A 23,617-nucleotide genomic window follows, 5' to 3' on the forward strand; every position below is an offset into this window, starting at 1 on the left:
CTGTGTCATCCTGTGATCCGGTCCGCCCTCGCCCGGCGACAGTCTAACCGAGGAACGCGTCGATGCCCGTGATTTCCATTCAGTCCCATGTGGCGATGGGCCATATCGGTAATAGCGCAGGGGTCTTTACCTTGCAGCGGCTTGGTATCGAGGTCTGGCCGGTGCATACCGTGCAGCTCTCGAACCATACCGGCTATGCTGACTGGGGCGGCGGCGCCATTGCGGTAAACCAGGTGGCGGACGTGCTGGCCGGGCTTGAGCGCCGCGGCGCCTTTGCCAAGGCTGATGCCGTCTTAAGCGGCTACATGGGAACACCGGAGTTGGTTGCAGTCGTGGCCGAGTTCGTAGTGCGGGCTAAGGCGGCCAATCCAGCCCTGCTCTATTGCTGCGATCCGGTTATCGGCAATGGCGTGAAAGGGCTTTTCGTGCCCGAGCCGGTAGCCGAGGCGATCCGCGATCGTCTGTTGCCACTGGCCGATCTCGCCACGCCGAACGTTTTCGAGCTGCGTTGGCTTACGGGCGTCGACGACCCGGCCCGTCTCGGCCCGGCACAGGTCGCCGTCACCTCGGTCGAGACGGCGCTGGGCACAGGGGCGCTGTTGCGCGACGGCGAAACGACATGGCTAGTCGAGACGCCGCGTCTCGCAGTGCCGGGCGATGGGGCCGGCGATACCTTCTGCGCGCTTTTACTTGGGCATATCTTGCACGGCAGCACGCCGGACGAGGCCTTGTGTCTTGCCGTCTCGTCCGTACACGCCCTGCTGTCCTCTGACGGCCTGTCGCTGATCGAAAACCAGGCGCAGATTGTCAACCCACGACCCGTGTTTCCCGCGAAACGCTCCGCCGCTTTCTAGGCAGATCCAGTCCAACGCCCACCATGCAACAGCTAACTGTTACTGACGTGTTACCCATCCATACTGACAGCCTTTGTTTTGGAATCGTGGGCGATATCACAGCCCACCAATAGTTCTTATAGGATTTCGGCATAGATAATATTTTAGCATATTGGTTTTCGGTATAGATAATAATTAGTCTAACTAAGAATTCTTATAGATTGATGCCTGTAGTCTTCGCACTCATGGTCAACTCCATATCCTGAGGGGGGAGCTATGGCTCTCTATCGCTGTATCTGGATGAGGGGACGATAGGCCAGAAAACAGGGGATAGACATGTGTGCTTCTAAAAAATCTATATGCCGCTTGTTGGCGTTATTATTCGCTACCGGCGCAGCCGCACGCCCGTCATAAACGAAACAGCAGGCGACCCTAACGACGGTCATCATTGTGCAACCTCGTGGACCTCCTCCATGCGATAATAGTAGCCGTTCCAGTCGTCTATACGGATCTTAAATACGCCTGTTACCACCACAGGCTCCGTAGTGAAACCAAGTGGTTCATCACAACTAAGTTCCACAAAACCTTCCGGTCCTGAAGGCAAACAAAACGGACAATGAGGAGAATTGAGGCTAAGCAATTGACGCTGGCCCGTGCTATCCAATGGCATCAAGAAACCCACCATCTTAACACGCTCACCATCCAACGCCCGTATCTCATCGGCGTAATCCGGCACAAGATCGTTTTCATCCCAGGCTAAATCCACCTTGGAAAGAATGTCCCACGAAACAGCACCATCCACCTCAGGCAAAGGCACTCCCGCATAACCGCCATCAGCCCAGGGGTTGACATTGCTTTGCGCCAAAGCAGAACCTCCAAAAGGCACCGCCAAAGCTATCTCCAGTATACTCAACGCGACAATCCGATTCACGATATTACCCTTTAGATAGAACCTCCGAGACATCCACACGATAGGCCTGAATCGCTGGCAACAAGGCAGCCATCATACCAGTGCCAAGCGAAAGAACTACAAGATAAAATTCACCAGAAAGCCAAGTTAAGCCCGACAAATGCAACTGATGTTCACGCCAGAGCCACTGACCTGTCAACTCCGCAATTAGATGGCCAAGCATGAGCCCAATAAGCGCCCCTGCAAAGCTCAACAACAAACCCTCTACTAAGAACTGCCAAAGCACACGTCTCCGACTTGCGCCAAGAGCACGAAATACAGCTATATCATAACGACGCTCAGATAGAGCATTGTACAAAGCAACAAAGATACCGATACCGGCGCTGATCACCAGCACCATAGAGAAAGCTCGAAAGCCGTCTATGCCCGCGCCCACAAGCTTGAACATGCGCGAAATTTCGTATCCAGGCAACGCCGCCTGCATAGAAGTCTCCGCATTTATTACTCGCGGCAGCGTAACAACTGCGATGGGACTAGAAAATCGAACCAGCAATGCGGTGATCTCCTGAGTATCATTACTGTGCATTTTGTTAGCCTTTCCCGCTCCCTCCTCATTATCGTGAAGGATCTCTGCATGATTCCCGTGATTTTCCATGGCTAAGTCCGTACCGAGCGACACCCCGTGCGCAATCCAAACACTCTCAATCGAGGTCAAAATTAGTCGGTCGACAACGGTACCGCTGCGGGCAAAAATACCTGTAATCAGATATGGGCTCTTAGCATGGGCACTGCCTCCATCAGCAAAACCGTGGCTGGGTATAAAACGGTCGCCAACTATCAGTCCCAGATCTCGGGCAACCAGTGCGCCCAGCGCTACTTCCTGGGGATTCTCCCAGAGAGCACCTGCTGCAATAACCGCCTTGTAGTGACGAGGGTAATCATGGCTCGTGCCTACAATACGGAAGCCTCGAAAACTATCACCAAGCGCAAGCGGAAAAGTTTCTTTCACCATAGGATTGGCTGCGAGTGCCTCTGCATCAGCTAGACGAATATTCCCTGTTGGCACGTCGACATGATATATGCCCGACAAAATAAGTTGTATCGGACTTCCCTTCGCACCGACTACCATGTCGATACCCTCCGCGTCCCGGGTCATTTGCCCTTCCAGTTGCTCCGTGAAGAGCATCAATAAGGTAATTGCCGCAATCCCCAGAGCCAACAGCATCACATTTAGGCACGTGTGCAGCGGGCGCGATCGTATGTACGCTAACGCAATGGTAAATACGTTCATGTCCCGTCCGCTACAGCCGTTAAGTCAAGTCTGTATGAGAATCGATGGCGAACACGGCTATCATGAGTCGCCACAACCAAAGCACTTTCATTCAAAGTAGCTTGTTCAAGCAGTAACTCGATGACACGGTGCGCATTCACATCATCAAGATTCGATGTGGGCTCATCAGCCAGAATAATTTTTGGTTGATTAACCAAAGCGCGCGCCATAGCAACTCGCTGAGCCTGTCCATAACTAAGTTGCCGAGGGTAACAATCTGCCTTGTCGGAAATACCAAGTCGTTCAAGCAATTCATAGGCTTCTTGGGAATCGGCCATACGTTCAGCCAGAGTCTGTACAAGAACAAGATTTTCTATAACAGTTAGGGCCGCAATTAAATGCAGCTTCTGAAAAACAATGCCAACCTGCCGGCCACGCAACGAATCCCGTGCCGAGCTAGACAATGAGGCAAGTTCCTGTCCTACCACGCTCACGGTACCTGCACTCGGAGTCAGAAGACCCGCGAGGATATTCAACAAGGTAGTCTTGCCGCTACCCGATGGCCCAAGGAACAGCCAGTGCTGGCCCTCGCCGGCAGACCAATCCGGCAGCGCCAATACGACTGTGCCCCCGTAGGAGTGTTTCAGTCCTTCAAATTTAAGTGCATCCGCCACGGGTTCTCTTCCCTTTCGGCTCTACAAAAGGCCCGCACAGCGCGAGTATCCTGTTAACACTACACGGGTAGCCTTACAGTTTTCTGCAGAAACACTTATGCTGGCCAGAAGCCAGTGTTACATATGAACTTGGCTTTCACCGGTTGCCTCTCCATTTACGTAACACTGTACTCCCTCTACGAGCACCTCATCATCGATATCAGCTTCGCAAGGAATATAGAACGTCCCGAGTTCAAACTGGAGTAACGCAGGAGGATTGGTCGGAGTAAAGACAGCACTATCACCAGGGTTGATACGACGTTCCCATTTCTCAATTGTTACCTTCAAAGTCTCATCTGTACCATTCGTAATCGTCAACGCACTCGCTTTTGACGCTACAGTCAGAACCAACAATATGCTCGCTAAGCCTACACTAATTGAATTCATAACTTCACTCCAAAACGGCATCGCGTTCGACAGCTCTACTTCTCGATCCAAGCAAGCATCCAACTTTGGTGGGCCAGTCGTATGACCTGACCATGTAGTGATAACCTGGTCACAAGCTTGGCCTTGTGTCTCTAGGAGGCATACCGCTAGAATCTCTCGAGATCAATAATTTTTCTACCGGCCACGGCCTGATGGAACAGGCTGAGCTGGCGCATCGTCAGGGGCCTGCCCGTACGGCCCCCGTGTGGCCGATCCCACAGCCGCCGACCTCGACCGATGCGACCATGGCAGCGTCAGCTGACCTGTTTCTCGTGGCCCTCCCAATAGGGCTTGCGCAGCTCTGTTTTGAGGATTTTGCCGGCACCAGAGAGCGGCATGGCTTCGTCGCGGAAGGCGACGCTGCGCGGGCATTTGAAGCCGGCGATCAGGGTGTGACAGTGGGCGATGACGGCGTCTGCGTCGAGTGCGTTGCCGTCCTTAAGGCGAACGATGGCGTGTACGCGCTCACCCCACTTGTCGTCGGGCACACCTATCACCGCGCATTCGGCCACGGCTGGGTGCTGGTAGACGGCGTCCTCAACCTCAGCCGAATAGACGTTCTCACCGCCCGAGATGATCATGTCCTTCATGCGATCGACGACATAGACGAAGCCGTCCTCGTCCATGGTGCCGCCGTCGCCGGAATGCATCCAGCCGCCGCGCAGCGTCTCAGCCGAAAGCTCGGGCTGGCGCCAATAGCCGAGCATGACGTTCGGCCCGCGCACAGCGATCTCGCCAACCGTGCCGCGCGGCACCTCGGTGTCGTCCTCATCGACGATCTTCACCTCAACGCCGGGCACGGCGTGCCCTACCGAGCGAAAGCGGTAGGCGTTAGGCCCCTCGAGCACATGGTATTGCGGCCCGCAGGTGGTCGACAGCGGCGCACACTCCGTCTGGCCGTAAGCGTGCACGAACTGACAGTCGGGAATGATCTCCAGCGCACGCACGATCACCGCTTCCGGCATAGGCGAGGCACCATAGGTGATAGTACGTAGCGTCGACAGGTCATAGTCCTCGACCCCAGGATGGTTGACCAGCATGTTGCACATGGTTGGCACCAGCAGCATGTCGGTGATACCCCAGCGCTGCACTGCCTCAAGCACACCTTCAGGCGTAAAACCGGGAATGAAATAGTGGCTGCCGGCGATCTGCGTGCCGGCGAACACCGCCGTGCAGTCAGCAATATGGAACATCGGCGCCGAATGCAGCCAACGCGAATCCTCCCGCAGGCCCAGGGTCGGCATGGTGTTGAAGGCGTTGAAAACCAGGTTGCGGTGGCACAGCATAACGCCCTTGGAGCGCCCGGTGGTGCCGCCCGTGTAGAACAGTCCAGCGAGGTCATCATTGCCACGACCCGCGTCTGCCATGGGCTCCGCTGCCTGCAGGATCTCCTCAAAGGCCAGCATGCCCTCGGGCGCTCCAGCGTCGCCGACATAGACCATATGCTTAACGCTCGGGATGTCGCCCGCGGCCTTGAGACTGGCGGCAATAGCGGCGAAGGCATCGTCGACTAACAGCACGCGGCTCTCGCTGTCGCTGAGCCAGAAGGCGATCTCGGGCAGCGCCAGGCGCGTGTTGATCGGCACAAACACACCGCCAGCCCAGACCGCGGCGTAAAGGAACTCGTAATAACGATCGGAGTTATGAGCCAGGATCGCCGAGCGCTCGCCGTCAGTTATACCCAGCTTAACCAGCGCGGCGGCCAGCCTGGCGATGCGGTCGACGCATTCGGTCCAGGTATGGACCCGAGTGCCATCATAGGTGGCGACGGCCTTGCCACGCACTTGCACTGCACGCCGTAGTGCCTGGGTAATATACATCCGTTCCTCCGAACTCACGATCGTTTGAGCGTAGCTTCAACGCCACAAAATCCTTGTCAAGAGCCAAGCCGGTTAAATCGGCTTCCCTGCCGCCCAAGCCGTGACATCGGCGGGGCATGACCGTACATATTGACGACCTCAACTGACCTGGAGAGCCGAATGTCCTATGACGAGATCGAGTATGCGGTCAGGGACCGCATCGCCACCATCGCGCTCAACAGGCCCGACCGCCTCAACGCCTGGACCACGGTGATGGAGGGTGAGATCCGCACCGCCATGGTGGCCGCGGCGGGTGACGACGCAGTGCGCGTCATCGTCCTCACCGGCACCGGCCGCGGCTTCTGCGCCGGTGCCGACATGTCGCTGCTACAAAGCACCGATGCGGTGGACCCCGAGGAACGCCGCGCCAAGGCGCTCTTGCCGCCGGGCGACGCCCAAATTCCCGGTCGCCTTGACGTGCCGGAGGACTATTCGCTCCGCTACACCTACTTCCCCTCGGTGCCAAAACCGATAATCGCCGCCATTAACGGCCCCTGCGCCGGCTTGGGTCTGATCATGTCTCTCTATTGCGATTTTCGCTTCGCTTCTGAGGCAGCGGTGCTCACCACCGCGTTTGCGCGGCGCGGGCTGATCGCCGAGCACGGTATCGACTGGATCCTGCCGCGCATTGTCGGCTTCCCCAATGCCCTCGATCTGCTCATGACTGCGCGCCGAGTAAGCCCCGAGGAAGCGCTGGCCAAGGGCCTAGTCAATGCTGTCTATCCGCCCGAGACCTTCGCCAACAATGTGCGCGACTTCGCCCTGGACCTGGCGCAGGCGGTCTCGCCGCGCTCGATGCGGGTGATGAAGACGCAACTTTACACCACCGCCGGGCTCGGCCGCAGCCTCGCCGACGCGGTGCGCAACGGCAACGAGGAGATGTTCGCCAGCTTCGGCACTGAAGATTTTAAGGAAGGCGTAGCCCACTTCGTCGAGCAACGCGCCGCGAACTTCAAAGGGTGCTGACTTAATTCGTGACCGTTTCTAATTTACCTGCGTTTGGGTGCAAAGTGCTGGCTGAAAATGGTAACCGCCGTCAGTGAGAACGCCTCAGTTCCCACGTAGGATACCCATGCCGGCATCGACAGAAATGATCTCCCCGGTGACCTTGGGCGCAGCGGCGAGTAAGTAGACGATATTTTCGGCGATGTCCGTGGGATTGTTGACCGCACGCAACGGCGTGCTTCGCTCGAGACGCGTCTTGGTCGCCTCGTAGGGCGCATCGCCCATACCTTGGCGCAGCCAGTCGCCGGCGATGAAGCCGGGGCATACGGTATTGATCTGGATCTCCGGGCCAAGTGCGCGCGCGAGTCCCATGGCCATGGTGTTGAGCGCGCCCTTCGATGCCATATAGGCGACGGAGGAACCAAGTCCGTGCAGACCCGCCACCGAAGAGACGTTGACCACCGAGCCGCAGCCCTGGGCCTTCATGGTGGCTGCGACGGCGCGGATCATCTGGAACGGGCCGATAGTATTGACGGCGTAGATGTTGTGGAAGTCCGCTGCGTCGAGACCGTCGAGATCGCCATGGGCAACAAACTTGGTGGTGCCGGCATTGTTGACCAGACCGTCGATGCGACCCCAGTTGTCAAGCGCCGCTTGGGCCAGACGCCGGCAATCGGCATCCTCGGCGACGCTGGCCTGGCAGACGATGGCCTCGCCCCCCGCTGTCCGGCATTCCTCGGCCACGCCTTCGGCCTCGGCCACCGAACTCGAGCAGTTGATCACCACCTTGGTGCCTTTGCCAGCGAGCATCAGCGCCGTCGCCCGGCCGATACCTCGCGACGACCCCGTGACGATCACCACACCACCGTTCAAATCGATCATGGCTTCCTCCTGTTGACCGTGCCGCGCCTGCTTCGCCCAAAGCCGACGTCACGTCAAGGCAGAAACCGGTACGTGGCGCGCTTGACCATAGCATCACGCAGGCACACTGGCGTTAAGTTAGCAAGCGATTACCATAGATACAAGTAGCGTAACTAGACAAGAATTTTTGTATTTATAGCAACAGAGTATCGTGAGTTTTGCCAAGGCTCTCCACGAGCACGCCGTGACGATCTGCACGGTGATCGAGAAACCTCTACAAGAACCTTTTCCTTGGTGCGATAACAGCCATTGAGGCGCACTGCAGCGTACTTACGCCGATCAATCAGATTCGAGCACCTTAGAGGCCCTCGGAACGCCCCCGCAGATAGCCGTAGGGGCCGTAGGGGGCGTAGGCATGCATGGTGTCGCGGAAGGCCAACCAGGTCTCATAGATGCGAGCGGACAGCGCATCGTGCTCAGCAACCTCCGCCACCACCTCATGCGACACCGCGTGCAGGCGCGACACCACCTCGGCAGGAAAATGTCGCAGTTCAACGCCGTAGCGCGTCAACAGGGCCTGCAAGGCGACGGCATTGCCGTTGAGTATCTCCGCCGGCATGCGCGCGGTCTCAGCCGCCGCCGCCAGACGCACGACGGCCTGCAAGTCTGCCGGCAAGGTCCGCCAAGCCTCTCGGCTGATCATCAGCGAGTTGGCGGGGCCGGGCTCGTGCACGCCTGGCCCATAATAATACTTGGCCACCTTGTGAAGTCCGAAGGCAAGATCCGCATAGGGCGCTATCCATTCTGCCGCGTCGATGACACCGGTCTGTAACGCCGTCACGATCTCACCGCCCGAGAGATTGACGGTGGTAGCGCCGAGACGGTTGAGCACCTCCGCGCCGAGGCCCGGGATGCGCATACGCAGACCCTCGAAGTCGCCAGGTTCGATGATCTCACGGTTGTACCAGCCACCCATGTTGGTGTGCGAATTTCCGGCGAGAAAGGCGACGAGCCCGAAGCGATCGTAAAGTTCATCCCACAGTGCCTGACCGCCGCCGAAAGTGATCCAGGCCGTGTGCTCCGCCGGCGTCAGCCCCCCCGGCACGGTACAAAAGAAGGCCGCGGCTGGGTGCTTGGCAATCCAGATATAAGGCGCGTCGTGAGCACATTCGGCGGTGCCGTCGCGCACCGCGTCAAAGGCTTCGTAGGCCGGCACCAACTCACCAGCGCCATAGATCTTGATGGTCAGGCGGCCGTCTGAGGCAGCCGCCACGGCGTCCACCAGACGTTGCGAACTGGTGCCGAGGCCGGGGAAGTTACGCGGCCAGAGCGTCACCATGCGCCACTCGATGCGTCCTTGTGCGATTGCCGGCGCTGCCAGCGGCGAGGCTGCCGCTACACTGGCACCGGCAAGAAACTGCCGCCGCTTCATGGCGCCGGCTCCGCCGCGGCGTACCAGTCGGCGATCTGGCTGCCGGTCAAGAACGCTACATCATCATGCGCCTGCAGAAGATCAAGAATGCGCGTCAGAATGGCGATGCGGTGGGGCACGCCGATCAGATGCGGATGCAGGCCGATGGCGAGCACGTGTGGACCCGGCTCGACCACGAAACACGACAGTGTGTCGCGCAAACGCCGCTCCATTTCCGGCCCGGCGTGATGCTCGACCGCATAAATGACACTGTCGTTCACCTCCAGCGCATAGGGCATGGCGATGAGCGGCCCGTGGGCCGTGGTCATCCAGCAGGGCAGGTCGTCGAGCACCCAGTCGCAGACATAGTCGATGCCCGCGGCCTTGAGGTTGTCAGGGCTGTCCGCAGTTTCGCGCAGACCGGGGCTAAGCCAGCCGCGCACGGGGGCGCCCGTGAAGTTTCTGAGGATGCCGAGCGCCTCGTCGATCAGCATCGCCTCGTCGTCCTCCCCCTGCACAGCGCGCTGGTGAATACCATGGCCGATGAACTCCCAACCCGCTTTCAACATGGCCTCCGCCGCCGTCGGATAGGCGGCGATGGCGCTGGTGTTGATGCTGGTGCTGGCGGCGAGCCCGCGCGCGTCGATCGTTTTCAGGAGCCGCGGCAGGCCGCGCCGCATGCCATATTCGGCCCAGGCGAAGTTGGGCACGTCCGGGACCTGCTCGATGCCGTGCGGCGCCGGGATCACCTTGCGCGGCATGGCGGCGTCAAAGCGCCAGTGCTCCACATTGACTACCAGGTGCACCAGGATAGTCTTGCCGGCGGGCCCCGCCAGCGGCGCCCGCTCGCTGGCCATAACAAAGGGAATGCGTGGATTGCTCACGCTACTAGACTGGCAGACGCGAATACCACCCGCAACCCTCGCCGTCACCTCGCTTGCGCGGCTTCGGCAGTCCCAAGGCAAGACCAGCGAAGCCCGTGACCTGCTCAGATTTGTCTATGATTGATTCGCCGAAGGCTTCGATACGCTCGACCTGATCGAGGCAAGAACCCTGTTGGATGACCTGGAGAAAACCGCATGACACCGCTGCATCTGGGCGACGTGAGCATCACCCGCACCATCGAGGCGGAAGGCCCGAGCTTCTTTCCGGGCTTTCTGCTGCCCGACTCGACGGAAGAGGCTCTGGCTGGCGAGCGCCACTGGCTGGTGCCGCGCCATCTCGATCCCGCCAGCCAGCGTTTTGTCATGAGCCTACACAGCTATGTGATCCGCACGCCGCGGCACACCATCCTGGTCGATACGTGCGTCGGCTCCGACAAGGAGCGGCCCTCGACCAAACTCTGGCACCGCCTGCAATCGCCCCTGCTCAACCAACTAGCGGTGGCGGGCGTGGCGCCGGAAGCGGTGGATTTCGTACTTTGCACCCATTTACACGTGGACCATGTCGGCTGGAACACGCGGTTGGCTGAAGGCCGCTGGGTGCCGACCTTTCCCAACGCACGCTATCTCTTCCACGCAAATGAGTATGCCCATTGGGAAAGTATGGAAGCGGGCGAAGCCGAGCGCTCCGGCGGCCAGGACGGCTGCTTCGCGGACAGCGTGCTACCGTTGATGGAAGCGGGCCAGGCGCTGCTGGTGCGCGACGGCCACCAGATCGAAGACGGGCTCACCATCGAGCCCTCGCCAGGCCATTCGCCGGGGCATGTTTGCCTCGACCTGCAGAGTGGCGGCCGGCGTGCGATATTCTCCGGCGATGTCATGCACCACCCGGTGCAATGCGCTTATCCAGAATGGAACAGCCGCTTCTGCTTCGATCCCGCCCAGTCCCGCGCCACCCGCCAGCGCTTTATCGCGGACCACGCCGACAGCGACACGCTCATCCTCGCCGCCCACTTCGCCGATCCCGTCGCCGGGCGCATCGTCGGCAATGGAGAGCGTTGCAGGTTCACAACACTCTGACCCAATCGACGGCTTCCGCCACCGTCCTGACAGCCGAGCCTGGCGGCGGCGGCGGACGGGCGATGAGGATTACCGGGATGTTGCCCTCACGCGCAGCGTCGAGCTTGGCGCGATCGCCGCCGGCGTTCTTGGCCACGACAACATCGATATGGTGCTCCGCTAGCAGCGTTCGCTCGGCGGCGAGCGCGAAGGGACCTCGACCGACCACAACCGTTGCATGTGCAAGCGGCACGGTCTCCGGCAACTCAACCACGCGCACCACGAAGGCGATATCGCGGCAGTGGCCGAAGGGGGCAAGTCCCTGACGGCCGACGGCGAGAAAGGCCTTGGCGTAGCCGTCGAGCGCATGCGCGGCAGCCTCGGCGTCGGTGACCTCGGTCCAACGGTCACCGAACTCGGCTTGCCAGGGCGGGCGCACCAGCGCCAGGCGCGGAACATGCTCCTGCACACAGGCCGCGACCGCATTAGCGGAGATCTGTGTCGCGAAGGGATGGGTGGCATCGACAACCGCCTCGATCCCGACCTCTCGCAGATAGGTGGCGAGAGCATCGGTGCCACCAAAGCCGCCGACGCGCATCTCGCCGGCTGTCTGCGCGGGGTTACGCGTGCGTCCGGCGAGCGATGTGATAACCGCGTGATCGCCGAGGCAATCGGCCAAGCGCCGCGCCTCCGCCGTGCCTCCGAGGATCAGGATGCGGGACACTGCCCCACCAGTTCTCCCTGGCGATTGCAGATCAGCACCTCGATGGCGACGGCATCGCCCGCCACACCCAGCGCCACCTCTCTCGCCAGAGCCGCGACACGGTTTGCCAGGGGTCTGCCGACGAGCTGCAGCGCTTCATTAGCGCTGTTGGCAGTTGCCAGTGCTTGCGGATTGTCGCTAAGTGATGCCAGCCAGGCCATATCGATGCGGCTTCTCGCCGAATGCAGGTCGAGCTCACCGTTGGCTAGCTTAGCCATCTTGGCAAAGCCCCCAACAATGGTAAGTCTAGCAACAGAGTTGCGGCGAAGATATTTTAGCATGCCGCCAGCGAAATCGCCCATGTCGACCAGGGCCTGCTCTGACAAGTCATAGCGTGCCCGCACAAAATTCGCGGAGGTTGAGCCCGTGGCGGCAGCAATATGCTCGAGGCCGGCAGCGCGGGCAACGTCGATACCGCGTTGGATGCTGGCGACCCAGCTGGCGCAGGAGAACGGCACGACGATGCCGGTGGTGCCGAGGATCGACAGCCCCCCGCGGATACCGAGGCGGGGGTTGAGAGTGCGCTCGGCCATCTTTTTACCGCTCGGAATCGCCACCTCAACATCAATATTGCCGCTGCCACCATGGGCCGTTGCGACACTGGCAATGGCGTCCCGCAACATTTGGCGTGGCCCCGGATTAATAGCTGGCTCACCGACCGCCAACGCCAATCCGGGCAAGGTCACTGTGCCGATGCCTTCGCCGGCGCGAAAACGGATCCCGCCGTCGGCCCGCGAGCGCACGATCACCTGCACCAGCGCTCCGTGGGTCACGTCGGGATCGTCACCCGCATCCTTGACGATGGCGGCACTGGCCACACCGTGGCCGAGCGTCTCGCGGGCCAACGCGAAGGCCGGACGCTGGCCGCCGGGTAAGGTGATGGTTACGGGATCAGGGAAGTCTCCGGTTAACAGCGCCTCGTACGCCGCTGCTGCCGCGGCGGCGGCACAGGCGCCCGTGGTCCAGCCCCGGCGCAACTCCCGCTCTGATCTTCTCATGGGATGAATTATACAGTGAGGTAGCGGCTGCGCACCTCGTTATCGGCTTTCAAGGTCTCGTTGCTGTCGCGATAGATCACGTGACACTTGTCAATGATCACCGCTTGGCTGGCGTTGCCGAGGCAGAAATGCATGTTCTGCTCGGCCAGCAGCACGGTGACACCCATATCGCGCAACCGTCGAATGAGATCGCCGATGGCGCGTAAAATGAGTAGCGCAAGACCTTTCGAGGACCCGTCGAGCAACGGAATCTGTGGATTGCCCATCAGCGCGTGGGCGATCGCCAGTATCTGCTGCTCGCCACCCGAAAGACACTCGCAAGCTGATTTCCGCGTTCGGCGGGCTGCGGCAGTCTGCTATAAGACGGCGATCATGACCGACTTTCCCTTGGATATGCCAACCCTTGAGCCGGGCTGGGTGTGGCTGGTGGGAACCGGACCGGGCGATCCCGGTCTGCTCACGCTGCATGCCTGGAACGCCATGCAGCAGGCCGATGTAGTGGTTTACGACGCGCTGGTTGGCGATCCCGTCATGGACATAGTCCGCGCCGACACGGTCATAGAATTCGCGGGTAAGCGCGGCGGCAAGCCCTCGGTGCGCCAACCCGACATCTCACGCCGCCTGGTCGAGCTGGCCAAGGCGGGCAAGCGGGTAGTGCGCCTCAAGGGCGGCGATCCTTTCGTCTTCGGCCGCGGCGGCGAGGAAGCTCTGGCGCTGGTCGCTGCTGGGGTGCCGTTTCGCGTCGTCCCTGGCATCTCCGCCGGTATCGGGGCACTAGCCTATGCCGGCATTCCGCTCACCCACCGTGCCACCAATGCTGCCGTCACCTTCATTACCGGCCACGCGGCCGATGGCGAGATGCCCCGCGCCCTCGATTGGACGGCCATCGCCAGCGGCTCGCCGGTGATCGTACTCTACATGGCGATGGCCCATTTGGCGGCCATCGCAGGGCGCCTGCAGGCCGGGGGGCGCGCAGCGGACGAGCCGGTCGCCGTGATCTCGGCCGCAACGACCCCGGCGCAAGTGGTGCTGGAAACCACGCTCGGAGCCTGCGCTGCTGAGGCCAATACGGCCGGTGTCGGGCCGCCTGCTATCGTCGTCGTCGGCGATGTAGTGCGCCTGCGGGCGGGGCTCGACTGGCTGGGGGCGGCGGCGGGCAAGGCTCTCGACGCCAATCCCCTGTGACTGCGCCGGCGCTAATCCTGGCCGCGCCAGCTTCGGGCAGCGGCAAGACCACACTCACCCTCGCATTGCTGCGCGCCTTTCGCAACCGCGGCGTGCGTGTCGCTTCGTTCAAGATCGGGCCCGATTATATCGATCCTGCCTTCCATGCCGCGGCCAGCGGCCGGCCCTGTCCCAACATCGATACCTGGGCCATGCGGCCAGACACAGTGGCAGCAATCATCGCGGATCTCTGCGCCGATGCCGAACTAGTCATCGGGGAAGGGGTGATGGGGCTGTTCGACGGCGCAGCAGGCGGCGGCGGCTCGACCGCCGATGTGGCGGTGGCACTCGGACTACCCACAGTCCTGGTGCACGACGTCAAAGGCCAGTCGGCAAGCGCCGCAGCGGTGGTCGAAGGCTTTGCTAACCATCGGGACGACGTGCATGTCGCTGGCGTGATCTTCAATTACGTCGGCAGCGAGCACCACGCAGCACTACTGAAAAAAGCTTGCGCGAACCTGGAGCCGATCCATGCTGGCGCTGTTCCCCGCGCCAATCGCCTGGCCATACCTGACCGCCATCTGGGCTTGGTACAGGCGGTTGAGCACGATGGCCTGGAGCGCTTTCTCGACAGCGCCGCGGAACTCGTCGCTGCACATGTGGATCTCGACCGTCTCACTGCCATGGCCCGGGTGCCGACGACACCAGCACCGAAGGCGCAAAACTCTATCGCACCGATCGGCCAGCGCATCGCCATCGCCGCCGACACGGCCTTCGCCTTCGCCTACCATCACCTTGCTGAAATCTGGCGCGCGCAAGGGGCTGAACTATCGCGCTTCTCTCCGCTCGCCGACGAGGCGCCATCGGCGGCCGACGCCATCTACCTCCCGGGTGGTTATCCCGAACTGCATGCAGGCCACTTGGCCACTAATGCGCACTTTCTTGACGGCCTCAGGACGGTCGCCGCGAGCGGCACCGCAGTCTACGGCGAGTGTGGCGGCTATATGGTTCTTGGCGAAGGGCTGGTAGATGGCGACGGCGCCCGGCACAAAATGGCCGGACTGCTACCACTAGAAACGTCGTTTGCGCGCCCGCGTCTGCATCTCGGCTATCGCCAGCTCACGCTCGCCGCAGATACCCCGCTGGGGCCGGCAGGTGCATGCTTCCGCGGGCACGAGTTCCATTACGTTGAGGGCAACCCCGGCGACGCGGCGCCGTTATTTGAGGCCAGCGATTCGCTGGGCCAGCCGTTGGGACCCGCGGGTCTGCGGGCCGGCAGGGTCATGGGATCGTTCATACACCTCGTCGACGCAGCGTGAGCGTGCGCAGCATCAGGCCGCCCGCAAGCAGCAAAAGGATCGCGACCAGCAGGCCGGGCTGGGTCTCATGACCAGGATGGGCGAAGGCGGTGCCGGGCACGAGCGCGAGCACGATGATTAGAGAAAAGTTACGCATCGTCGAGAATCCTTTCGTTAGGCGGGATGGGTTTCGCTGTGACCCAGCCGCGCCAATGCAGTTGCAGCGAGCGTCCCGAGCACCAGCCAGAAAACGAGATTTGCCACCATCGTCGCACTGACGAAGGCCGCCGCCATCTCAGGCGGCACGCTGCCCACGACGGCCGGTGCTTCGGGCGCACCTACGCCATGGGGCAAGGCGATGAGCACGACGCCGATGGCCTTTAACCAGACCGCGGGAACCAAAAGCAGGATCCAGAGGCCGATCGCCGTGGCGACGACGGTGCCAAGCCACCAGGCCTGCCGCTCGGTCAGCTCGCCGCCGGCCATACCAGGCAGCTCGGGCGGCATACCAAGCGCCGGCGCCAGCGAAAACACGACAAAGCCAGCAAGACCCCAAAGCGCCCCCTGACCCCAGTCCAGCCGGCGCCCGGTCAGTACCAGCGTCGCACTCAGCAACAGAGCAAAACCGACGCCGAGCAACACGTTGGTGCCGAGGCGTAGTATCAGACGCTCGCCGTCATCTACCGGCGTTCCAGCTTCGTGCGCTTCGCCATCGCCATGACCGTGCGCGTGACTGTCAGCCGCCTGCAACTCATAGGTCTCGGCTGCAACGATAAGTGGCTGCACCTTGTGCGCCTGTAGCGCCGTCAGCAAGGCACCAGACAGCACGCCGGCGATGATTGCCGAAAGCGCGATTCTCAGAAACATGTGCTCAGTGGCAGGGGAACGCCATGCCATGCCGCCCGTCATGGGCGGCATTGTGCAGGAGCGAGGGCTGGGCGAATCCCGCCCCATACAGAATAAAGACGCCAAGCAGGGCCGCAGCGACCACTGCTGCCAGAGTCCCGAGGCCTCGTGCGGCCTGTGGGCCGCTCTCGACACATGCGCCAATTGCCGTCATCGTCTTCTCCCTGCGATTTGAGCCACCGACTGTGCGGCGGCGCGAATATGGCGAGCCCAACTATAGGCAAAGCTCGTGTTCGCGACAAGGTGATCCGTACCGTGACGGAGAAGGAAACGATGACAGGCTTAGCCCTACCGCCGCTGACGCTGGTGCTGGGCGGTGCGCGCTCGGGCAAGAGCCGCTTCGCCGAGGCTCTCGTGGAAACGAGTGGCCTTGATGCCGTTTACATCGCCACAGGAGAGGCGGGTGATACCGAGATGGCGGCACGAATCGCTCACCATCAGATCCGCCGTGGCAGTCGCTGGCGCACCCTGGAAACACCGCTGCAATTGGCCACCATGCTGGCACGCGAAGCCGCGCCGCAGCGTGCTTTGCTCGTCGACTGCCTGACGCTGTGGCTCGCCAACATCATGGCTGAGGGCCGCGACATCGAAGACGATACGACGGACCTTGTCACGGCGCTCGGCGAACTCTCCGGACCCGTGGTGCTGGTCAGCAACGAAGTCGGCCAGGGCATCGTCCCCGACAACCTGCTGGCCCGCGCCTTCCGCGACCATGCCGGGCGACTGCATCAGGATATCGCGGCAGTCGCCGACAGGGTCCATTTCGTCACCGCCGGTTTGGCGAATACCCTGAAGGGGGCTAGCCCTCGCTGACGCCGGCGTCGGCGAAGGTGGCCATGCCGGCATGGGTCTTGACGGCGGCCTTGACGACGTGTGCGGCAAGCGCAGCGCCAGAGCCTTCGCCGAGGCGCATGCCGAGGTCGAGCAGCGGTGTCAAGCCGAGCACCTGCAGCATGCGGTCATGACCAGCCTCAGCTGAGCGGTGGCTGGCCAGACAATGGTCGAGGCCGCCGGGAGCGGCTCGCTGCAGGACGGCGGCGGCAGCGCAGCAGATGAAGCCGTCAAGCATCACCGGCACACGGGCGCGGCGGGCGCCGATAATGGCACCAGCGATGGCCGCCAACTCGAACCCGCCCAGGCGGCGCAAAACCTCCAGTGGATCGCCGAGCGCGGCGCCGTGAAATGCCGTGGCGGCGGCGATAGTATCGCACTTGCGCGTCAGGCCAGCGTCGTCAACTCCAGTGCCACGTCCCACCCAGTCGGCCGGGTCGCCGCCGAATAGCGCCGTCGCTAGCGCCGCTGCCGAAGTGCTATTGGCGATGCCCATCTCACCCAGGCAGAGCAGGTCCGTCCCCGCCTCGACGCGCGCCATACCAGTAGCGATCGCGGCGGCACACTCAGCTTCGCTCATTGCCGCGTCGGAGGTGAAGTCGGCGGTCGGTCGGTCAAGATCGAAGACCTCGACGCTGAGTTCGGCACCTAGGCTGTCGCAAAGCTGATTGATGGCGGCGCCACCGGCCTCGAAATTCGCCACCATCTGCGCCGTCACTTCCGCCGGAAACGCCGACACACCACGCGCAGCCACGCCGTGATTGCCGACGAAGACGATTGTGCGCAAGATCTCAGCGCGCGGCGGATAGCGGCCCTGCCAGGCGGCCAACCAGGCGGCGACGTCCTCGAGTTTGCCGAGCGAGCCGGGCGGCTTGGTGAGCTGCGCGTCGCGAGCGCGGGCCGCGGCCACAGCATCTTCGTCGGCGGGTGCCAAATCACTAAGCAATTGGCGTATGGTGGCAAAATCCAAGATGAGGGCTCCGTTCGTTCATGTACTCCCGGCAGGTCATATCACGGTTCGACGATTTGCGCGTCGCTGCTGCATTCCTCACGCGCCTACCGCTGCCTGTGCCGGAAGGCCGCGGCATAGCGGCGGTCGCCGGCGCCTGTCGCGCCTTCCCGCTGGTTGGTGCAGCGATCGGCCTTGCCGCCGGCGCAGTCTGCCTTGCGTCCCAATTCCTCGGTCTCGGTGTTTGGCTGGCAGCGGCTCTCGCCGTGACCTGCCAGGTGCTGCTGAGCGGGGCCCTGCACGAGGACGGTTTGGCGGATGTTGTCGACGGTCTCGGGTCCTACGAGCGCGCAAGACGCCTGGAAATCATGCGCGACAGCCGCATCGGCACCTATGGCGTGCTAGCCTTGATTCTTGCCACGGTCTTGCGCATCGCCGCCGTCGCCGGCCTGGCCGACAATGCACTGGCGGGCTTGGTGGTGGCTGCGGCTCTCTCGCGCGCCATCATGGCCTGGCCCATGGCCCTGTTGCCGCCAGCTCGCGATGACGGTCTTGCCGCCAGCGCCGGCACACCGCCATGGGGGGGCGTGATCGAAGGCGCGCTGATCGCGCTTGTTCTTGCGCTGGTCATATCCGGTCCTGCCGGAATACTTGCCGCGGCGACGGCGGCATTTGCCGCGCTATTGGTTGCTTGGTTGGTAGGACGCGCCATCGGCGGCATGACCGGTGATGTCATCGGCGCTGCTCAGGTGCTTGCCGAGATCGCCGCCCTTTTGGCTCTGGTCGCCCTCAGCGATTGACGAATTCCACCAACCAGGCATCGCTGTGGCGCACCAGACACGTAAGCGACAGCGGATCGATGCGTAACGATAGGGCACCTGCGGGCGTGAGATCCAATGCCTTGGCGAGTGCAGCACGGATCGGCCCAGCGTGTGCCACAACGAGAATCTCGGCCCCTTCGATACGGTCAATTGCTGCGCCGACGCGCGCCAACACATCGATGAAGCTTTCGCCGCCGGGCGGACGCAAGGTGGCCGGGGACGACAAATCGATATCGATGTGCTCGTAAAGCTGCCCTTCCCAGGCGCCAAAGTCCTGTTCGGCAAAGGCTGGCTCGGCATCGGCAAGCGCGAAGCCGGGCAAGGCCGCAAAAGTGCGTCTGGCACGCAGGCGCGGGCTGGTCAGACAAATGGCGGTATCCGGCAGAAGCGCTGAAACCCGTGCCAGGGTCGCGGGGTCCGGGTCGAGACAGTCCACATCGCTGGAGCCGACGCATACACCCTTGCCGACCGCACTCGCCGCATGGCGCAGCCACCACCAACGGCTGCTCATGCTAGAGCCTTCTCAAGACGGGCCAGCGATGTTCTACATCCAGGCAGACCGAAGCGCAGCCATCCGGGTTGCTCGACAAAGCGCCGCACCAGGATACCGTGATTCCCTAGGCGCTCGAACACGGCATCAGCTTGGTGGCTTTCGACGAGGCGGAACAGGTCAGTGCCGCCGACAACGCCAAGACCAGCTTTGGCGAGAACGGCATCGAGCGCGGAAATCTCGCCAGTCAGTTGCCCACGCATAGCATCGGCCCATGCGGCATCCGCGAGCGCCTCTCGCCCCACCGCCACCGCCGGGCCGCTCACGGGCCAGGGTCCAAAGGCTTCGCGAACTCGCGCCGTCACGTCTGGTGCGGCAACGGCAAAGCCGAGGCGTAAGCCGGGGAGCCCGTAGAACTTGCCGAAGGAGCGCATCACCAACGTTTGTCCGGAGACCCGCCCGGCAAGGCTGAACTCCGACGCCACGTCAGTATAGGATTCGTCAATCACTACGCGCCCGGCGAGTTCCGCCAGCAAATCCGGTGCGTGACACGTGCCATCGGGATTGTTCGGATTGGTGACGACGATGGTGTCGAAACGATTCACAAGGTTGGATATGCCGCTAACAATCTCAACCGCATGTCCAGCAGCCGCCCAGGCGCGCGCATGCTCTGCATAGGTTGGCCCGACCACCGCTACGCGTCCCGGATCGCACAGGCGCGGTAGCAACTGGATGAGCGCCTGGACACCCGGCACCGCTGCAACGTTCTCCACGCCTGCCGCGCCATAGCAGACCGCGGCCACCTCATTCAGCGCAGCGATATCCACCGACTCCGGCAGACGCGTCCAGACCGTATCGCAGGGCGCCGAAAAGGGATACGCGTGGGGATTGATGCCGGTGCTAAGGTCGAGCCAGGGCGCGCCAGCGGCCGGAAAACGGCGCCTAGCCCAGGCCAGTTCGCCGCCATGGGCGGGATCGTCAGCCAGCGATCCCGCTGCCACCTCAGTAGCCTCCGCGCTGGTTAATCTCGTCGTGACGTTGGCGCACCTCGAGTGGCCAGCTCTCTTTTATGAAAGAGAGTACGGCAACGATATCGTCGTCACTCAAGATCTTGCTGTAGCCGGGCATATCGCTTTGATAGTCATTGCCGACGAGCGCTGCCGTGCCGTGCTTGGTGATGGCGAAGAGATCCGCGTCCGTATGGTGCCAGGTATGCCCGGCCTCGTCATGGGGCGGCGCGGGCATCCGGCCGTTGGGCAGCTTCTCGCCCCAGTTTGGCTGACCCTGGAGCGCATCGCCATGGCAGCTTGCGCAGACTTCAGTGTATATCTCGGCACCGCGCGCGGTAATTGCCGGATCGTCCGGCTTCAGCAACGTGCCGTCATCGCACAAAATCCACCAGGCAGCGCCGGCAGATGCTACAACAGCCAGGGAGATAACGAGCCTGTACGTCAATGTTCTGAGCCCGCCTCACCGGCCAGACCGTCGAAGATTGGACAAACGGACATCTCGTCGCCACGGCAGGCGCAACCCAGACGGGCGAGCACGCCGCGCAGACTTTGTAGGCCGGCGAATTTGTCGTCTATCTCGGCAAAATATGTTCCGACAATACTCTTAACGTTGACCGAGACACGCTCCCTGTCTTCGTAGAGTATGAGCAGTAAGAGGGAGTCACCGATGGAAAGGCTGAGATTGCGGGCGCGCTGCAGGACGCAGAACTCGTGCATATCGCAAGAATCGTAAGTCCCACAACCATTAGTCCAGCGCTCTGAAACAACCAAATTGACATCTTCATCATGGCGGATGGTTCGGGCGCTAAGGCCTGATTGCTGTCCCGCCTGGCCAAGATTCATAGGCTTGCTCTCCTCAGCCGCGACGCGTTGCTAATAACCGAGACCGAACTCAGGCTCATCGCCGCGGCAGCGATCATCGGGCTCAGCAGAAGCCCAATCACAGGATAAAGCGCGCCCGCCGCGATGGGTACCCCGAGCGCATTGTAAAAAAACGCGAAAAACAGGTTCTGGCGGATATTGGCCATAGTGGCGCGGCTCAGGCGACGGGCACGCACGATGCCGAGCAGGTCTCCCTTCACCAGAGTTACGCCGGCGCTCTCGATGGCGATATCAGTGCCGCTGCCCATGGCGATGCCTACATCAGCTTGTGCCAATGCCGGAGCGTCGTTGACACCGTCGCCGGCCATGGCCACGACGCGCCCATCTGCCTGCAAACACCGGATGACTTCACTCTTGCGCTCTGGCAACACTTCGGCCTCGACTTCCGCAATGCCAAGTTCCCGCGCCACGGCCTCAGCCGCGCCGCGGCCATCCCCGCTCAGCATAACCACACGCAGGCCCTCCTCGCGCAGAGCTTCGAGCGCTGCCGGGGTTGTTGCCTTGATCGGATCAGCAACGGCGATTAGCCCAGCCGCAGTGCCATCGATAGCCACGAACATGATCGTCGCGCCTTCGGGCGGGTGCTCAGACAAACCGGTAATATCGATACCGAGGTGACCCATTAGCGCTGCGTTACCGAGGCCACAGGCCATGCCCTCGACCTTTCCACTCACGCCCTTGCCGGTGACGGAGACAAAATCTAAGGGCCCGGTCAGCACCAGGCCGCGCTGCTTCGCGGCGTCGACAATGGTGGTGGCCAATGGATGCTCGCTGGCGCGCTCCAGACTTGCGGCGAGCCGCAGCAGCCGGTCCTCATCGCCGTCAAGGGCGACGACTTGGCGCAGTCGTGGTACGCCCTCGGTAAGGGTACCTGTCTTGTCAACCACGAGCGTGTCTACGCCCTCCAGGCGCTCAAGCGCTTCGGCATTACGAATTAGGACGCCCATGCTTGCACCGCGGCCGGCGCCAACCATGATCGACATAGGCGTAGCCAAGCCGAGGGCGCAGGGGCAGGCAATGATTAGTACAGATACCGCCGCCACCAGCCCGTACGCGAGCGCCGGCGGCGGGCCCCATATAGCCCAGGCGGCAAAAGCGAGAACAGACCAGACGAGCACGGCGGGCACAAAATAACCCGCGACCGTGTCGGCCACGTGCTGGATCGGCGCGCGGCTGCGCCGCACCTCACCCACCATACGTACGATGCGCGCCAGCAGGGTCTTGTCACCAACCGCCTCGGCCCGCATGACCAAGCCACCCGCGCCGTTTAGCGTACCGCCAACGAGTGTGTCGCCAGCACGCTTCTCAACCGGAATGGATTCACCCGTAACCATAGATTCGTCAACCGCGCTACTGCCTTCGAGAACGATGCCATCGACGGGCACGCTTTCACCTGGTCGGATGCGCAAGCGGTCGTCCTTATGTACGAGTGCCAGCGGCACCGTCTCTTCCTCGCCGTTGCCGAGACGCAACGCGGTCTTGGGTGCCAGGTCGAGCAAAGCGCGCACGGCATCGCCTGTGCGCTCACGAGCGCGTAGCTCCAGCACTTGGCCGAGCAGAACCAGTGTCGTAATCACCGCCGCCGCTTCGAAATAGAGCCCGACGGCGCCGCCGTAACGAAAGCCCTCGGGAAAGGCACCCGGCACCACCACCGCGACCAGGCTATAGAGGTACGTGGTGCCCGTGCCGATGGCGATTAGCGTGAACATATTGAGGTTGCCGGTGACCAGAGAACGCCAGCCGCGCACCAGAAACGGCCAACCCGCCCACAACGCAACCGGCGTCGCCAAGGCTAGCTGTATCCAAGCATTCCAAGTCCCGGACAGCAGCTTACCGACCACCATCTCGCCCATGGTAATGGTGAAAAGCGGTACGGTCAGCACCGCCGCAACCCAAAACCGCCGGGTCATATCGATAAGCTCGGGGTCGGGTGGGCGCTCCGCCGCCACCGTCACGGGCTCTAGCGCCATACCGCATTTCGGACACGGCGCCGGAACATCACTGTGCACCTCAGGGCACATCGGACAGAGATAGCCGCCAGGTGCAAGCGCGGCATCTCCGTCAAGCGCCTGCGGGTTTAGAAAGCCGTCTGGATCGGCGACGAAACGCTCAGCACAGCGGGCGCAGCAGAAATGATAGACCGTGCCCCCATGCACCCGACTCGGCTTGCCAACCGTCGGGTCGACCGACATGCCGCAGACGGGATCGGTCTCTGTTTCTGGAATATCGGGATGCGGGTTCACACTCCAGATATAAAGGTTGCAGTTACAGTAAGGTCAAGGGCGAAACTCGGACGTCGTATGTCACCATCCACCATGGCGGTGGCTAATTTCAGCT

Annotated in this window: 26 protein-coding genes and 1 pseudogene; 7 read left to right on the forward strand and 20 right to left on the reverse strand. The window is 62.0% G+C overall.

Annotated features, from left to right (window positions below):
- Window positions 1-62 precede the first annotated feature (62 nt).
- Window positions 63-854: a pyridoxal kinase gene (gene pdxY, locus QF629_00155; protein MDP6011950.1), complete on the forward strand. Its 792-nt coding sequence runs from the start codon at window positions 63-65 to the stop codon at window positions 852-854.
- A gap of 424 nt (window positions 855-1,278) precedes the next feature.
- On the opposite strand, the gene QF629_00160 is transcribed toward pdxY, so the two are convergent.
- From QF629_00160 to QF629_00180, 5 genes are all read right to left on the reverse strand, one after another.
- On the reverse strand, window positions 1,279-1,764 hold the full coding sequence (locus QF629_00160; protein ID MDP6011951.1) for a hypothetical protein: 486 nt from the start codon (window positions 1,762-1,764) through the stop codon (window positions 1,279-1,281).
- Window positions 1,765-1,768: 4 nt separating this feature from the next.
- The gene (locus tag QF629_00165) at window positions 1,769-3,034 is read right to left on the reverse strand and encodes an FtsX-like permease family protein (protein ID MDP6011952.1); all 1,266 of its coding nucleotides are present in this window, start codon (window positions 3,032-3,034) and stop codon (window positions 1,769-1,771) included.
- The gene (locus tag QF629_00170; protein MDP6011953.1) at window positions 3,031-3,687 is read right to left on the reverse strand and encodes an ABC transporter ATP-binding protein; all 657 of its coding nucleotides are present in this window, start codon (window positions 3,685-3,687) and stop codon (window positions 3,031-3,033) included. The genes QF629_00165 and QF629_00170 overlap by 4 nt, the downstream gene beginning before the upstream one ends.
- Window positions 3,688-3,804: 117 nt before the next feature.
- Entirely contained in the window at window positions 3,805-4,164 is a 360-nt protein-coding gene (locus QF629_00175; GenBank protein ID MDP6011954.1) for a hypothetical protein, read from the reverse strand.
- 242 nt (window positions 4,165-4,406) lie between these two features.
- Entirely contained in the window at window positions 4,407-5,972 is a 1,566-nt protein-coding gene (locus QF629_00180; GenBank protein MDP6011955.1) for a long-chain-fatty-acid--CoA ligase, read from the reverse strand.
- A 159-nt stretch (window positions 5,973-6,131) separates the two neighbouring features.
- Between QF629_00180 and QF629_00185 the strand changes: the two genes are divergently transcribed.
- Window positions 6,132-6,977, forward strand: a complete 846-nt coding sequence (locus QF629_00185; GenBank protein ID MDP6011956.1) for an enoyl-CoA hydratase — start codon at window positions 6,132-6,134, stop codon at window positions 6,975-6,977.
- A gap of 84 nt (window positions 6,978-7,061) precedes the next feature.
- Here the strand turns inward: QF629_00185 and QF629_00190 are convergent, their stop codons facing one another.
- From QF629_00190 to QF629_00200, 3 genes are all read right to left on the reverse strand, one after another.
- Complete coding sequence (locus QF629_00190) at window positions 7,062-7,838, reverse strand: SDR family oxidoreductase (GenBank protein MDP6011957.1); 777 nt, start codon at window positions 7,836-7,838, stop codon at window positions 7,062-7,064.
- 337 nt (window positions 7,839-8,175) lie between these two features.
- The gene (locus tag QF629_00195; GenBank protein ID MDP6011958.1) at window positions 8,176-9,249 is read right to left on the reverse strand and encodes a TRAP transporter substrate-binding protein; all 1,074 of its coding nucleotides are present in this window, start codon (window positions 9,247-9,249) and stop codon (window positions 8,176-8,178) included.
- A complete protein-coding gene (locus QF629_00200) occupies window positions 9,246-10,112 on the reverse strand; it encodes a polysaccharide deacetylase family protein (GenBank protein MDP6011959.1) in 867 nt (288 codons plus the stop codon). Before QF629_00200 ends, QF629_00195 begins: the two co-directional genes overlap by 4 nt.
- Before the next feature lie 195 nt (window positions 10,113-10,307).
- Here QF629_00200 and QF629_00205 point away from each other — a divergent pair, with 195 nt between their 5' ends.
- Window positions 10,308-11,189, forward strand: a complete 882-nt coding sequence (locus tag QF629_00205) for an MBL fold metallo-hydrolase (protein ID MDP6011960.1) — start codon at window positions 10,308-10,310, stop codon at window positions 11,187-11,189.
- Here QF629_00205 and QF629_00210 read toward each other — a convergent pair.
- The 3 genes and pseudogenes from QF629_00210 to QF629_00220 all read right to left on the reverse strand — a co-directional run bounded on the left by QF629_00210 (window position 11,176) and on the right by QF629_00220 (window position 13,249).
- Window positions 11,176-11,892 (reverse strand): cobalt-precorrin-6A reductase, encoded by a 717-nt coding sequence (locus tag QF629_00210; GenBank protein MDP6011961.1) that lies wholly within the window; start codon window positions 11,890-11,892, stop codon window positions 11,176-11,178. The two genes, QF629_00205 and QF629_00210, sit on opposite strands and share 14 nt — an antisense overlap.
- Window positions 11,877-12,929 (reverse strand): cobalt-precorrin-5B (C(1))-methyltransferase, encoded by a 1,053-nt coding sequence (locus QF629_00215; protein ID MDP6011962.1) that lies wholly within the window; start codon window positions 12,927-12,929, stop codon window positions 11,877-11,879. Before QF629_00215 ends, QF629_00210 begins: the two co-directional genes overlap by 16 nt.
- 8 nt (window positions 12,930-12,937) lie before the next feature.
- Window positions 12,938-13,249: pseudogene (locus tag QF629_00220) on the reverse strand (ABC transporter ATP-binding protein).
- A gap of 52 nt (window positions 13,250-13,301) precedes the next feature.
- Here QF629_00220 and cobA point away from each other — a divergent pair.
- Both cobA and QF629_00230 read left to right on the forward strand, forming a co-directional pair.
- On the forward strand, window positions 13,302-14,114 hold the full coding sequence (gene cobA / locus QF629_00225) for a uroporphyrinogen-III C-methyltransferase (GenBank protein ID MDP6011963.1): 813 nt from the start codon (window positions 13,302-13,304) through the stop codon (window positions 14,112-14,114).
- A complete protein-coding gene (locus QF629_00230; protein ID MDP6011964.1) occupies window positions 14,111-15,412 on the forward strand; it encodes a cobyrinate a,c-diamide synthase in 1,302 nt (433 codons plus the stop codon). The genes cobA and QF629_00230 overlap by 4 nt, the downstream gene beginning before the upstream one ends.
- Here the strand turns inward: QF629_00230 and QF629_00235 are convergent.
- The 3 genes from QF629_00235 to QF629_00245 are packed head-to-tail and all read right to left on the reverse strand — an operon-like array spanning window position 15,387 to window position 16,451.
- Window positions 15,387-15,548, reverse strand: coding sequence for a hypothetical protein (locus tag QF629_00235; GenBank protein MDP6011965.1), 162 nt, complete (start codon window positions 15,546-15,548; stop codon window positions 15,387-15,389). The genes QF629_00230 and QF629_00235 overlap by 26 nt on opposite strands.
- Before the next feature lie 17 nt (window positions 15,549-15,565).
- Window positions 15,566-16,258 (reverse strand): CbtA family protein, encoded by a 693-nt coding sequence (locus tag QF629_00240; protein ID MDP6011966.1) that lies wholly within the window; start codon window positions 16,256-16,258, stop codon window positions 15,566-15,568.
- A gap of 4 nt (window positions 16,259-16,262) precedes the next feature.
- Window positions 16,263-16,451 (reverse strand): CbtB domain-containing protein, encoded by a 189-nt coding sequence (locus tag QF629_00245; GenBank protein MDP6011967.1) that lies wholly within the window; start codon window positions 16,449-16,451, stop codon window positions 16,263-16,265.
- A gap of 119 nt (window positions 16,452-16,570) precedes the next feature.
- Between QF629_00245 and cobU the strand changes: the two genes are divergently transcribed.
- On the forward strand, window positions 16,571-17,110 hold the full coding sequence (gene cobU, locus QF629_00250) for a bifunctional adenosylcobinamide kinase/adenosylcobinamide-phosphate guanylyltransferase (GenBank protein MDP6011968.1): 540 nt from the start codon (window positions 16,571-16,573) through the stop codon (window positions 17,108-17,110).
- Here the strand turns inward: cobU and cobT are convergent.
- Complete coding sequence (gene cobT, locus QF629_00255; GenBank protein MDP6011969.1) at window positions 17,097-18,098, reverse strand: nicotinate-nucleotide--dimethylbenzimidazole phosphoribosyltransferase; 1,002 nt, start codon at window positions 18,096-18,098, stop codon at window positions 17,097-17,099. The two genes, cobU and cobT, sit on opposite strands and share 14 nt — an antisense overlap.
- Before the next feature lie 20 nt (window positions 18,099-18,118).
- Between cobT and cobS the strand changes: the two genes are divergently transcribed.
- Entirely contained in the window at window positions 18,119-18,877 is a 759-nt protein-coding gene (gene cobS / locus QF629_00260) for an adenosylcobinamide-GDP ribazoletransferase (protein MDP6011970.1), read from the forward strand.
- Here cobS and QF629_00265 read toward each other — a convergent pair.
- From QF629_00265 to QF629_00285, 5 genes are all read right to left on the reverse strand, one after another.
- Window positions 18,867-19,409 (reverse strand): histidine phosphatase family protein, encoded by a 543-nt coding sequence (locus QF629_00265; GenBank protein MDP6011971.1) that lies wholly within the window; start codon window positions 19,407-19,409, stop codon window positions 18,867-18,869. The two genes, cobS and QF629_00265, sit on opposite strands and share 11 nt — an antisense overlap.
- A complete protein-coding gene (gene cobD / locus QF629_00270; protein ID MDP6011972.1) occupies window positions 19,406-20,389 on the reverse strand; it encodes a threonine-phosphate decarboxylase CobD in 984 nt (327 codons plus the stop codon). The genes QF629_00265 and cobD overlap by 4 nt, the downstream gene beginning before the upstream one ends.
- Before the next feature lies 1 nt (window position 20,390).
- Window positions 20,391-20,783, reverse strand: a complete 393-nt coding sequence (locus QF629_00275) for a cytochrome c (GenBank protein ID MDP6011973.1) — start codon at window positions 20,781-20,783, stop codon at window positions 20,391-20,393.
- Window positions 20,784-20,839: 56 nt separating this feature from the next.
- Window positions 20,840-21,115: a hypothetical protein gene (locus QF629_00280; protein ID MDP6011974.1), complete on the reverse strand. Its 276-nt coding sequence runs from the start codon at window positions 21,113-21,115 to the stop codon at window positions 20,840-20,842.
- Window positions 21,116-21,237: 122 nt separating this feature from the next.
- Window positions 21,238-23,523: a heavy metal translocating P-type ATPase gene (locus tag QF629_00285; protein MDP6011975.1), complete on the reverse strand. Its 2,286-nt coding sequence runs from the start codon at window positions 23,521-23,523 to the stop codon at window positions 21,238-21,240.
- Window positions 23,524-23,617 lie beyond the last annotated feature (94 nt).

Source organism: Alphaproteobacteria bacterium (assembly GCA_030739735.1).
Lineage (GTDB): Bacteria > Pseudomonadota > Alphaproteobacteria > UBA7887 > UBA7887 > UBA7887.

What these genes read in the sequence shown, in the direction of transcription:
- pdxY (MDP6011950.1), top strand. Translation starts at nt 63, where the DNA reads ATGCCCGTGATTTCCATTCAGTCCCATGTGGCGATGGGCCATATCGGT.
- QF629_00165 (MDP6011952.1), bottom strand. Translation starts at nt 3,034, where the DNA reads ATGAACGTATTTACCATTGCGTTAGCGTACATACGATCGCGCCCGCTG.
- QF629_00180 (MDP6011955.1), bottom strand. Translation starts at nt 5,972, where the DNA reads ATGTATATTACCCAGGCACTACGGCGTGCAGTGCAAGTGCGTGGCAAG.
- QF629_00185 (MDP6011956.1), top strand. Translation starts at nt 6,132, where the DNA reads ATGTCCTATGACGAGATCGAGTATGCGGTCAGGGACCGCATCGCCACC.
- QF629_00190 (MDP6011957.1), bottom strand. Translation starts at nt 7,838, where the DNA reads ATGATCGATTTGAACGGTGGTGTGGTGATCGTCACGGGGTCGTCGCGA.
- QF629_00195 (MDP6011958.1), bottom strand. Translation starts at nt 9,249, where the DNA reads ATGAAGCGGCGGCAGTTTCTTGCCGGTGCCAGTGTAGCGGCAGCCTCG.
- QF629_00205 (MDP6011960.1), top strand. Translation starts at nt 10,308, where the DNA reads ATGACACCGCTGCATCTGGGCGACGTGAGCATCACCCGCACCATCGAG.
- QF629_00215 (MDP6011962.1), bottom strand. Translation starts at nt 12,929, where the DNA reads ATGAGAAGATCAGAGCGGGAGTTGCGCCGGGGCTGGACCACGGGCGCC.
- cobA (MDP6011963.1), top strand. Translation starts at nt 13,302, where the DNA reads ATGACCGACTTTCCCTTGGATATGCCAACCCTTGAGCCGGGCTGGGTG.
- QF629_00235 (MDP6011965.1), bottom strand. Translation starts at nt 15,548, where the DNA reads ATGCGTAACTTTTCTCTAATCATCGTGCTCGCGCTCGTGCCCGGCACC.
- QF629_00240 (MDP6011966.1), bottom strand. Translation starts at nt 16,258, where the DNA reads ATGTTTCTGAGAATCGCGCTTTCGGCAATCATCGCCGGCGTGCTGTCT.
- QF629_00245 (MDP6011967.1), bottom strand. Translation starts at nt 16,451, where the DNA reads ATGACGGCAATTGGCGCATGTGTCGAGAGCGGCCCACAGGCCGCACGA.
- cobU (MDP6011968.1), top strand. Translation starts at nt 16,571, where the DNA reads ATGACAGGCTTAGCCCTACCGCCGCTGACGCTGGTGCTGGGCGGTGCG.
- cobS (MDP6011970.1), top strand. Translation starts at nt 18,119, where the DNA reads ATGTACTCCCGGCAGGTCATATCACGGTTCGACGATTTGCGCGTCGCT.
- QF629_00265 (MDP6011971.1), bottom strand. Translation starts at nt 19,409, where the DNA reads ATGAGCAGCCGTTGGTGGTGGCTGCGCCATGCGGCGAGTGCGGTCGGC.
- QF629_00280 (MDP6011974.1), bottom strand. Translation starts at nt 21,115, where the DNA reads ATGCACGAGTTCTGCGTCCTGCAGCGCGCCCGCAATCTCAGCCTTTCC.